This is a genomic window from Streptomyces sp. NPDC039424 (assembly GCF_055639495.1).
This window is the reverse complement of record NZ_JBVKAI010000001.1, coordinates 139,798-150,836: the sequence shown is the minus strand read 5'-3', so window position 1 is coordinate 150,836 and position 11,039 is coordinate 139,798. Positions and strand designations below refer to the sequence as shown.

Sequence of the window (11,039 nt, the reverse complement as noted above, 5' to 3'; positions counted from 1 at the left end):
ATGCCATGGCACCTCAGCGATTCCACGAGCAGTTCGAACAGGTCCAGCGCTCGATGCCGGACGTGCCCCTGGCGATGGGGCCGGACGACTCCGCCGAGTTCTTCTACGAGAAGGGCGTGGTCCTCGCCCGCGACGGCGAGGAGGCCCGGCTCGTCGAGGACACGGTCCGTGGTCACTTCACCGAGGCCGCCGGCCTGGTCGCGGACCGGGTGCGCCGGGTGAGCCCCGAGACCAACCGGACCGGCGTCACCCGCATCCGGGTCGGCGACCCGGGCGAGGGGGGCCGCGGCGGCGACCACACCGTGGCGCACGCGCTGCGGGCGCTGCGCGAGCACGAGGGACGCCAGGGGCGCCGGCTCGTCAGCCGCAACCACGTGGTGTCCATCGCGGTCAACGCCTGCCCCGGTGACGAACCGGTGCCCGCCCCCCTCAGCGAGCCGTCCAACCCGGCGGCGGACGGTACGCCGTACGACCCGGACACCGCCGTCGGCGTCCTCGTCGTCGACACCGGCCTCATGCACGACTACCGGTCCTGCCCGCTGCTCGCCCACACCGACGGCGACGGCCAGGTCCGGGAGACCGACGGCGGGGGCGTCCTCAGGCAGTACGTCGGCCACGGCACCTTCATCGCCGGGCTGGTCGCGGCCGTCGCGCCCAACACCGACGTCACCGTCCGGGGCACCCTCGACGACGCCGGCGCCATCCTGGAGTCCGACTTCGGTGCCAGGCTCTTCGAGGCCGTCGACCGGGGCGGCTGGCCCGACATCATCAGCCTCTCCGCCGGCACCTCCAACGGCCGCACCGACGGCCTGCTCGGCGTCGACGCCTTCATGCGCGAACTGCGCGAGCAGGCCACCCTGTTGGTGGCGGCGGCCGGCAACAACGCCAGCGCCACCCCGTTCTGGCCCGCCGCCTACGCCACCCTGCCCGGGTACGAGGACGCGGTGCTCTCGGTCGGCGCGCTGCGCGGCGACGGCGAGTTCGGCGCCTGCTTCACCAACCACGGCCCCTGGGTGCGGGTGTACGCGCCCGGCGAGCGGCTCACCAGCGCCCTCACCGGCTTCGACGCGCCCGTGCCGTACGTGTACCAGCACTCCACCTACGACGCCTGCCGGTACGGCTTCGCCTACGCCTGCACCTGCCAGTACCCGAGCCACACCGGCGTGCTGACCGAGGAGCGGGCGACCACCTCGGGCAAGCCGGACCAGGTGATGTTCGAGGGGTTCGCGCAGTGGAGCGGGACCTCGTTCGCCACTCCGGTCGCCGCCGGACTGGTCGCCGCCCACATGACGGCGCACAAGGAGCGCGACCCGCGCGCGGCACGCAGGCAACTGCTGGAGTCCAGCACCGAGTACGCGGAAGTGCGCGGGGCGCACGTACCGGCGCTGAGGCCACCCACCTGGCGCCCGGTCCCCGTCGCGCGACTGGCTCCTGGCGTATGAGGACGGAATGCGTCCCCTCCGCGGCGTACGATGACTTGCCGTACACGAGGGGTGGAACCGTGGACCGAGCAGATGTCGGCGCGCTGGTCCGGTCAGCCGTCGACGGCGACGCGGCGGCCTGGAAGGCGCTCGTGGAGGGGCTGAGTCCGCTGGTGTGGTCCGTCGTGCGCGCGCACCGGCTCTCCGACGCCGACTGCGCCGAGGTCTACCAGACCGTGTGGTTCCGCTTCGCCCAGCACCTCGGCCGGATCCGGGAGCCGGAGAAGGCGGGGTCGTGGCTGGCGAGCACCGCGCGGCACGAGTGCCTGAAGGTGATCAAAGGGCTGACCCGGTTGATGCCGACGGACGATCCGCAGGTCCTGGACCGGGTCAGCGAGGACCGTACGCCGGAGCAGTCGCTGCTGGACTCGGAGGAGGCGGCGGCCGAGGCCGAGCGGATCCGGCGGCTGTGGCAGGAGTTCGAGGAACTGGGCGAGCGCTGCCGCCAGTTGCTGCGTGTCCTGATGGCCTCGCCACCGCCCAGCTATCTGGAGGTCTCCGCCGCCCTGGGCATCGCGGTCGGCAGTATCGGACCCCTGCGCCAGCGCTGTCTGCGCCGGCTGCGGGCACGGCTCGACGCACGAGGGGCGGTGTGAGCGGCATGCACGAGGAGGACCTCCCGACGGAAGAGCCCTTCGACGAGGCCGGGTTCGACGGCGGACCGCTGGAGGAGGAGCTGCGCCAGGCCGCCGCCATCCTCGACCCCGTCCCCGCCGAACTGCGCCAACTGGCCATCGACGCGTACGTGTTGCACGACCTGGACGCCCGTGTCGCCGAGCTCACGTTCGACTCCCTGGTCGACGCCCTCCCGGTCCGCGGCGCGACGGACGTGCCGCGGATGCTCACCTTCCGCGCCGGTGACCTGACCGTAGACGTCGAGGTCACCGGCGACGGTCTGCTGGGCCAGCTCCTGCCCCCGCAGCCCGCCCGCATCGAGGTACTCGGCGGCCCGCAGACGGCCACCCCCCTCGCGGCGGACCCCCTGGGCCGCTTCACCAGCGACACCCTCCCCGGGGGCCCCTTCGCCCTGCGACTGCAAGCCGGAGCGGACGTCATCATCACGGAGTGGCTACGGGCCTGACGACCCGCCCGCGGCCGACCGCCCGACCCACGGCCGCGGGCACGCGACCCGGCTCCGGCCCACCGGCGCTCCGACCGGGGCTTCGGGGTGGGCCGCGTCGGCATCGGGGTGGTCGGTGGCCCGTAGGCGGCGGTCCGGGGCGCGGTGGACGCCATGGGGCGGTTCGCCACTGACGCGCTGCCCCGCGGCCGGTACCCGTTCCGGGCGCGGGTGTCAGCCGGGGATGCCGTCGAGCACGGTGGCCAGCGCCGACGCCAGGTGGGAGAGGCCTGCTCCGGCGGGGCCGCCGGGCTCGGACATATAGGTGTCCCGCCGGATCTCCACCATCAGGGCGCTGACGCGTGGCTCGGTGCCGTAGAACTCCAGGGGGACGTACGCGCCGCTGAAGGGGCTGTCCAGGCCCGTCTCGCCGCACTCCGCGAACGCCTTGCGGGCCCGTTCCGCGAGCTCCGGTGGTGTGTGGAAGGCATCGGTGCCCAGGCAGACCGGCGGGCGGGGCCCGGCGCCGTGCAGTTCGTAGGGCAGCGCCTCGGTGGGATAGGAGTGCACGTCGATCACGACGGCCCGGCCGGTCGCGGCCAGCCGTCCGGCCACCGCATCCGTCATGGCCCGGGCGTACGGCCCGAAGTACCGGTCGATCAGCGGCCCGGCGTCGACGTCGTCGGGGCGCAGCGGAGCCCGGTGCGTGGTCCGCGTGTACACGGCGCCCATCCCGACGGCGAGCATCTCCTCCCGCTCGTCCGGGAACCGCTCCGGGTCGACGACCAGCCGTGACAGCCGGTTGACGAACCGCCAGGGCGTCACCCCGGCCAGCCCGGCCGCCGCCTCGGCGAGCTCCGCGGTGTGCGCGTCCGTGATGTGGTCCAGCTCCCGCTCCAGCGCCGCGTCGTCCAGCAGGATCCCCGCCCGCACGGCCTCCGGGATCGCCCGCGCCGAGTGCGGTACGTGCAGGATCACGGGCGAGTCGTCGGCACCGGGCAGGAGCTCGAACGACGGCGGGGCCAAGGACACTTGGTCTCTCCAGGGGCGAGTGGCGGGAGGGACGACCGCGCCCCGGCCGGGCGGTGCCGGCCGGGGCGGGATCGGTTACGGGAACGGCTCGTGGACCGCGCGCGTCAGCTGAGGGACGCGAGCGCCTCGTTCCAGGTGGCCGACGGGCGCATGACCGCATCCGCCTTGGCCTTGTCGGGCTGGTAGTAGCCGCCGATCTCGGCCGGGGAGCCCTGGACGGCGACCAGCTCGTCGACGATCTTCTGCTCGTTGGCGGCGAGCGTCTCCGCGAACGCCGCGAACGCCTTGGCGAGGTCCGCGTCGTCGGTCTGCCGGGCCAGCTCCTGCGCCCAGTACAGGGACAGGTAGAAGTGGCTGCCGCGGTTGTCGATGCCGCCGACGCGACGGGTCGGGGACTTGTCCTCGTTGAGGAAGGTCGCCGTGGCGCGGTCGAGGGTGTCGGCGAGGACCTGGGCGCGGGCGTTGCCGGTGGTCTTCGCGTACTGCTCGAAGGACGGCACCAGGGCGAAGAACTCGCCCAGGGAGTCCCAGCGCAGGTAGTTCTCCTTGACCAGCTGCTGGACGTGCTTCGGCGCGGAGCCGCCGGCGCCCGTCTCGAACAGGCCGCCGCCCGCCATCAGCGGGACGACCGACAGCATCTTGGCGCTGGTGCCCAGCTCCAGGATCGGGAACAGGTCGGTCAGGTAGTCGCGGAGCACGTTGCCGGTGACGGAGATGGTGTTCTCGCCGCGGCGGATGCGCTCCACCGACAGCTTGGTGGCCTCCACCGGGTTGAGGATCCGGATGTCCAGGCCCTCGGTGTCGTGCTCCTGCAGGTACTGCTCGACCTTGGCGATCAGGTTGGCGTCGTGGGCGCGGGTCTCGTCCAGCCAGAACACCGCCGGGTCGCCGGTGGCGCGGGCGCGGGTGACGGCCAGCTTCACCCAGTCCTTGATCGGGGCGTCCTTGGTCTGGCAGGCGCGGAAGATGTCGCCGGCCGAGACCGTCTGCTCCAGGACCACGTTGCCGGCCTGGTCGACCAGGCGGACCGTACCGGTGGTCGCGATCTCGAAGGTCTTGTCGTGGCTGCCGTACTCCTCGGCCTTCTGCGCCATGAGGCCGACGTTCGGGACGGAGCCCATGGTGGACGGGTCGTAGGCACCGTTGGCGCGGCAGTCCTCGATCACGGCCTGGTAGACGCCGGAGTAGGACGAGTCCGGCAGGACCGCGAGGGTGTCGGCCTCCTGGCCGTCCGGGCCCCACATGTGGCCGGAGGTGCGGATCATGGCCGGCATGGAGGCGTCGACGATGACGTCGGACGGCACGTGCAGGTTGGTGATGCCCTTGTCGGAGTCGACCATGGCCAGCGCGGGGCCCTCGGCGAGCTCGGCGTCGAAGGAGGCCTTGATCTCTTCGCCGTTCGGCAGGGCCTCGAGGCCCTTGAAGATGCCGCCCAGACCGTCGTTCGGGGTCAGACCGGCCGCGGCGAACGTCTCGCCGTACTTCGCGAACGTCTTCGGGAAGAACGCGCGCACCACGTGACCGAAGACGATCGGGTCGGAGACCTTCATCATCGTGGCCTTCAGGTGCACGGAGAAGAGCACGCCCTCCTCCTTGGCCCGGGCGACCTGCGCCGTGAGGAACTCGCGCAGGGCGGCGACGCGCATCACGGAGGCGTCGACGACCTCGCCCTCGAGGACCGGCACGGACTCGCGCAGCACGGTGGTGGAGCCGTCGTCGCCCTTCAGCTCGATGCGCAGCGCACCGGCCTCGGAGATCACGGCGGACTTCTCGGTGGAACGGAAGTCGTCCACGCCCATGGTCGCCACGTTGGTCTTGGACTCAGAGGTCCAGGCGCCCATGCGGTGCGGGTGGGTCTTGGCGTAGTTCTTCACCGAGGCGGGGGCGCGGCGGTCGGAGTTGCCCTCGCGCAGGACCGGGTTGACGGCGGAGCCCTTGATCTTGTCGTAGCGGGCGCGGATCTCGCGCTCCTCGTCCGTCTTCGGGTCGTCCGGGTAGTCCGGCAACGCGTAGCCCTTGCCCTGCAGTTCGGCGATCGCGGCCTTCAGCTGCGGGATGGACGCCGAGATGTTCGGCAGCTTGATGATGTTGGCCTCGGGCGTCTTGGCCAGCTCGCCCAGCTCCGACAGGGCGTCCGGGATGCGCTGGCCCTCGTCCAGGTACTCCGGGAACACCGCGATGATGCGCCCGGCCAGCGAGATGTCGCGAGTCTCCACGTCGACACCGGCCTGCGAGGCGTACGCCTGGATCACCGGCAGGAACGAATGCGTCGCCAGGGCCGGGGCCTCGTCTGTGTAGGTGTAGATGATGGTCGAGTCAGTCACCGGGTGCTCCGCTCCACGTCTGCAACATTGCTCGACATCAAGATATCTCGTGGCGGCTGTCCGTTCGACAGGGGTCCGCCCACACGCCGGGATCACATCGGTGTCGCCCAGGGGCAACCGAGGGGGCCGATTCTGCGGTCCAGAAGGTAGATCGCCCACTGCCCCGGCGGCCGGACCGACCACCCGGCCGCCCCAGCGAAAGCGGACCATGAGATATCGCACCAGAGTGACGGCCCCCGCGGTCGCCCTGCTCGGCACGGCCACCGCACTGACCGCGGGCTCCGCCGCCCACGCCGCCGCCCGCACCGGCGGCGACCCGGCGGCCCCGGGCCCGGAGACCCTCGGCGACCCCGTCTTCCCCGACCTCGGCAACGACGGCTACCGCGTCTCCTCGTACGACCTCGACCTCGCGTACGACCCCACGACCGGGCTGGTCGACGCGACCGCGACCCTGGGGATCCGCACCGACCGGCCGCTGACCCGGTTCTCGCTCGACGCGCTCGGCCTGGACATACGCTCCATACGCGTCGACGGGTGCCGGGCCGACTTCGAGCAGGTGGACGAGAAACTGCGGATCACCCCCGCCAAGGCCCTGCGGGCGAAGGACCGGGTCACGGTGTGCGTGGCGTACTCCGCCGACCCGCGCCGCAGCCTCCCGCACACCGGCTGGGTCGTCACCCCCGACGGGTTCGCGGTGTGCGGCCAGCCGGACTCCGCGCACACCGTCTTCCCGTGCAACGACCACCCGTCGGACAAGGCGGACTTCACCTTCCGGATCACCGTGCCGGACGGGCTGCGCGGGGTCGCGAACGGCCTGCTGGTCCGTACCGAGCACCTGTCCGGGGACCGTACGGCGTACACGTACCGCTCCCGCTCCCCGATGGCCACCGAGCTGGTCCAGATCACCGTCGGCGACTACGTGGTCAAGGAGCGGCAGGGTCCGCACGGGCTGCCCCTGCGCGATGTGGTGCCCACGGCCCGCGCCGCCGCCCTCGAACCGGCGCTCACCCTCACCCCCGGCCTGGTGGAGTGGCTGGAGGCCCGCCTGGGCGCCTACCCCTTCGAGACGTACGGCCTGCTGCCGTGCAACTCCGACGACCCGAAGGCCTTCGACTTCACCGGCCTGGAGACCCAGACCCTCACCCTGTACAAGCCGAACTTCCTGCTCCAGGAGGAGAAGAAGATCGGCTCGCACATGATGCACGAGCTGGTCCACTCCTACTTCGGCAACAGCGTCAGCCCCGCCACCTGGGCCGACCTCTGGCTGAACGAGGGCCACGCCGACTTCTACGGGCTGCTGTACCGCTACGAGCGCGGCTGGGCCGACTCCCTGGGACTGACCACCATGGAGGCCCGGATGAAGGACACCTACGCCCGCGGCGACCAGTGGCGCCACGACTCGGGCCCGGTCGCCGCGCCCAATGCCGTCAACCTCTTCGACAGCCAGCGCTACGTGGGCGGGGTCCTCGTCCTGTACGCGTTCCGGCAGCTGGTCGGCGAGGACGTCTTCCACGCGGTCGAGCGCGCCTTCCTGCAGTGCTTCCGGAACTCCTCGGCCTCCACCGAGGACTACATCGCCGTCGCCTCGCGCGTCTCCGGCCAGGACCAGTCCGGCTTCCTGCGGGACTGGCTCTACGGCACCAAGACCCCACGCATGCCCGGCCACCCCGACTGGACGGTCACCCCCGTGACCCCGTCCCTGGCGGCGCCGCACAGCCTGCGCGGCGGCCACTACCACGACAACTCGGCCACGCTCTAACCCTCGCCGGTCATCTCGCGCTCGATCCAGCGGCAGATGACGGCCACCACGTAGGCGCGCTCCACGCGGCTCAGCTCCCGCCCCTTGGGGATCCCGTGCCAGCGCTGGAGGCACGTACGGCAGCACGTCGCGGTGGCGTGCTGGGCGACGAAGACCGGGTGACCGCGGTACGGCGTCTGCCTGCCGTCCTTGTACGGCTCGGCCGGCGCCAGCCGCCTGGCGATCAGGTCATAGGCGTGCCATCGCATCGTGCCCGGGCCACCGAGCTCCGCGGTGGCCCGCTCCCGCCCGCGCAGATGGAATCCGGCCCGGAACGGATGGCGCGCGATCGCGTCCAGCCGCTGGTCGAGCACGGCGGCCGGCGGATCGGGAACCGGGGAGTCGGAGGCAGAGCCCATGCTGCCTCCAGCGTACGGTGACCGGTCCCACGACCACGGAGGCGCCGACCCGGCGGCGCCCGTGACCGGGCAGGGGCGCGTGGCGCACAGGGACGTACGCCGGGCCCCCGGCCGCGCCGCAGCCCCGCCACCGGCGAGAGAGGCCAAGCCCTGCCGGGCGGCTCCGCGGGCGGTGTGCGGCGGGGCGATTGCGGCCCGGGCGGGCGTTGCCGGGGCCGTGAGCGTCGGCGTCCGGCGTGGCCTGCCTGGCAGCGGCATCACTGGGCAAGGGGCGTGGGTCCGGAGATGCCGGGCTGCCCCGGGCGGCTCTGCGGGCGGTGAGGCTGCGGCCCGGGCGGGCGTCGCCGGGCCGTCGGCGTCGGCGTCCGTCTCGCTTGTGCCCGGCAGCGGTGCCGCCGGGCGGGGGCGGCGCCGACGTGGACGGGCGTCGCCAGGGCCGGTGAGCCTCAGCGCCTGGTGTCGGTTGCCCGGAATGGGCATCGCCGGGCAAGGGGCGTCGGCCCCGCCGACATCGTGTGGCCGGTGGGTCGCGGCCGGGATCGGTGCCATTGGGGCCGTGGGTGTCGGCGTCCGCGTCACCGGGCAGGGGGCGCAGGCGTGCAGATGCCGGGCCGCCTCGGGTGTCCGACGGGGTCAGCCGCTGATTCCGGGGTTCGAGGTCGCGTCCTCGGGGCTGCGCTGCTGGGGTATCACCACCGTGCCCTGCTGGAGGGCGACCGTGCGGGTGGGGGCCGGGATGCGGATGCCCTCCTCGCGGTAGCGGCGGTGCAGGCGCTTGATGAACTCGTGCTTGATCCGGTACTGGTCGCTGAACTCGCCGACGCCGAGGATGACCGTGAAGCCGATGCGGGAGTCGCCGAAGGTGTGGAAGCGGATGGCGGGCTCGTGGTCGGGGACGGCGCCGGTGATCTCGGTCATCACCTCGGCGATGACCTCCGTGGTGACGCGCTCCACATGGTCGAGGTCGCTGTCGTAGCTCACCCCGACCTGCACCAGGATGGTCAGCTCCTGCTCCGGGCGCGTGAAGTTGGTCATGTTGCTCTTCGCCAGCTCCCCGTTGGGGACGACGACCAGGTTGTTGGAGAGCTGGCGGACCGTCGTCTGGCGCCAGTTGATGTCCACGACGTAGCCCTCCTCACCGCTGCTCAGCCGGATGTAGTCGCCGGGCTGCACGGTCTTGGAGGCGAGGATGTGGATGCCCGCGAAGAGGTTGGCGAGGGTGTCCTGCAGGGCCAGGGCGACCGCCAGACCGCCCACGCCGAGGGCGGTGAGCAGGGGCGCTATGGAGATGCCCAGGGTCTGCAGCACCACCAGGAACCCGATCGCCATGACCAGGACGCGGGTGATGTTGACGAAGATCGTGGCCGACCCGGCGACACCGGAGCGGGACTGGGTGACGCTCTGCACCAGACCGGCGACCACCCGGGCCGCCGACAGGGTCACCACGAAGATCAGCAGCACCTGCAGGGACTGGCTGGTGTGGTGCTGGACGCTCCGGGTCAGCGGCAGCGCCGCCGCCGCGCCGGCCGCCCCGGCCGCGATCGCCGCCCACGGCACCACCGTGCGCAGCGCGTCCACGACCACGTCGTCGCCGCTCCACTTGGTGCGCTTGGCGTGCTTCGCCAGCCAGCGCAGCAGTGTGCGCGAGGAGAAGGCGACCAGCAGGCCCGCCGCCAGGGCGATGCCGGCCAGGATCAGATCGTCCAGGGTCAGCGCGCGGTTCACCGGTCACCTCCGGGGCGGGAAGCTGCGGCGAACGGCGTCGCCGGCGGCCCAGTGTGAAGAATCGTCACGTTGTCACCTGCTCGTTTCCGGGATGTGCGGTGGCGCCGGCCGGTACGACGTCGACGACCGGCGCGACTGTTCATCCTGCCGTATCCACGGCGGCAGTTCGTACGCGCTGCGCGACGAACGGGCCATGAGCGCGGCGAGTTGCCCGCCCCTCAGATGACCTTCAGCCGTACCAGCGCCCCGAGCGTCAGCGCCCCCGGCACCAGCGGTACCCACACGGTGATGATCCGGTAGGCGAGGACCACGGCGGTGGCCACGGCCGCCGGACCGCCCACCGCGACCAGGGCCACGATCAGCGCGGCCTCGACGGAGCCGAGCCCGCCCGGCGTCGGGACCAGTGCCACCGCGACCGTCGCCGCCAGATAGGCCAGCGCCATGTGCGCCGCCGGCACCGGCAGCCCCAGCGCCCGCCCCACCGAGGCCAGCCCGGCCGCCTGCAGCGCGGGAAACGCCAGCGACCCGCCCCACAGGGCCAGCGCCCGGGCCGGGCAGGCGTGCACCGACCGCGCCTCGCCCAGCGCGGTGCGAAGGAAGGAGAGAACGGCCGTGCGCAGCCGTCGTACGAGCATCAGCGCGCCCGCCGCCACCAGCAGCACGGCACCGGCGCCCAGCAGCAGCGGGCCCAGCGCCCCGGCGGGGAGCAGGCCGGCCGGCCGCAGCGCGTCGGGGAAGGCGATCAGCAGCGCGGCCAGCAGGGCCAGCCGGCCGACGCACTCCGCGAGCAGGTAGAGCGCGAGGGCGGCCGAGGAGCGGGCGAGCGGCACCCCGCACACGGTCATGAACCGCAGGTTCACCGCGCTCGCGCCGAGCCCGGTCGGCAGCAGGTGGTTGGCGGCGCCGGCCGCGAACTGGGTGGCCAGCAGCCGCCGCTTGGGCAGTGACTGCACCACGGCGCCCTGCCGGGTGAAGGCGGCGGCGACCCAGGTCAGACAGGTCGCGCCGGCCGCGGCCAGCAGCCACGGCCAGGACGCCGTCCGCAGCTGGCCGAAGCCCTCGGCGAGCACGGAGCGGTGCCGCACCGCGGCCACGGTGACGAGAAGGAGCGGGACCAGGCACAGGGCCTGGCGGACGGGGACGCGTCGGGGGAGTCGTCCCGGGCGGAGTTCGGGGAGTTGTACCGCTGTCACATCCGCAGAGGTTTTCCACGCCGCGTCAACGCCGGATGGCGCGGGCACGGCCGGCGGCTTACGGACG

The 11,039-nt window shown here is 72.7% G+C and carries 9 protein-coding genes; 4 read left to right on the top strand and 5 right to left on the bottom strand.

The window, feature by feature from the left end; genetic code table 11:
• The first annotated feature begins 5 nt into the window (after positions 1-5).
• From ACZ7L0_RS00730 to ACZ7L0_RS00720, 3 genes are read left to right on the top strand one after another with little or no spacing between them, the layout of a single operon-like run.
• A complete protein-coding gene (locus ACZ7L0_RS00730; protein ID WP_471240200.1) occupies positions 6-1,442 on the top strand; it encodes a S8/S53 family peptidase in 1,437 nt (478 codons plus the stop codon).
• Positions 1,439-2,077: an RNA polymerase sigma factor gene (locus tag ACZ7L0_RS00725; protein ID WP_471240199.1), complete on the top strand. Its 639-nt coding sequence runs from the start codon at positions 1,439-1,441 to the stop codon at positions 2,075-2,077. The genes ACZ7L0_RS00730 and ACZ7L0_RS00725 overlap by 4 nt, the downstream gene beginning before the upstream one ends.
• 5 nt (positions 2,078-2,082) lie before the next feature.
• Positions 2,083-2,562, top strand: a complete 480-nt coding sequence (locus tag ACZ7L0_RS00720; protein WP_471240953.1) for a hypothetical protein — start codon at positions 2,083-2,085, stop codon at positions 2,560-2,562.
• A 213-nt stretch (positions 2,563-2,775) separates the two neighbouring features.
• Here ACZ7L0_RS00720 and ACZ7L0_RS00715 read toward each other — a convergent pair whose 3' ends face one another.
• Both ACZ7L0_RS00715 and ACZ7L0_RS00710 read right to left on the bottom strand, forming a co-directional pair.
• Complete coding sequence (locus tag ACZ7L0_RS00715; protein ID WP_471240198.1) at positions 2,776-3,573, bottom strand: N-formylglutamate amidohydrolase; 798 nt, start codon at positions 3,571-3,573, stop codon at positions 2,776-2,778.
• A 104-nt stretch (positions 3,574-3,677) separates the two neighbouring features.
• Positions 3,678-5,897: an NADP-dependent isocitrate dehydrogenase gene (locus ACZ7L0_RS00710; protein WP_471240197.1), complete on the bottom strand. Its 2,220-nt coding sequence runs from the start codon at positions 5,895-5,897 to the stop codon at positions 3,678-3,680.
• A gap of 208 nt (positions 5,898-6,105) precedes the next feature.
• On the opposite strand from ACZ7L0_RS00710, the gene ACZ7L0_RS00705 reads away from it, so the two are divergent.
• Positions 6,106-7,656 carry a M1 family metallopeptidase gene (locus ACZ7L0_RS00705; RefSeq protein WP_471240196.1) on the top strand — a complete coding sequence of 517 codons (1,551 nt, stop codon included), beginning with the start codon at positions 6,106-6,108 and terminating at the stop codon, positions 7,654-7,656.
• On the opposite strand, the gene ACZ7L0_RS00700 is transcribed toward ACZ7L0_RS00705, so the two are convergent.
• The 3 genes from ACZ7L0_RS00700 to ACZ7L0_RS00690 form a co-directional block, all read right to left on the bottom strand.
• The gene (locus ACZ7L0_RS00700; protein WP_471240195.1) at positions 7,653-8,054 is read right to left on the bottom strand and encodes a DUF4186 domain-containing protein; all 402 of its coding nucleotides are present in this window, start codon (positions 8,052-8,054) and stop codon (positions 7,653-7,655) included. The two genes, ACZ7L0_RS00705 and ACZ7L0_RS00700, sit on opposite strands and share 4 nt — an antisense overlap.
• Before the next feature lie 633 nt (positions 8,055-8,687).
• Positions 8,688-9,779 (bottom strand): mechanosensitive ion channel family protein, encoded by a 1,092-nt coding sequence (locus ACZ7L0_RS00695; protein WP_471240194.1) that lies wholly within the window; start codon positions 9,777-9,779, stop codon positions 8,688-8,690.
• Between the two features lie 218 nt (positions 9,780-9,997).
• Positions 9,998-10,972 (bottom strand): lysylphosphatidylglycerol synthase transmembrane domain-containing protein, encoded by a 975-nt coding sequence (locus ACZ7L0_RS00690; protein ID WP_471240193.1) that lies wholly within the window; start codon positions 10,970-10,972, stop codon positions 9,998-10,000.
• Between the last annotated feature and the right edge of the window lie 67 nt (positions 10,973-11,039).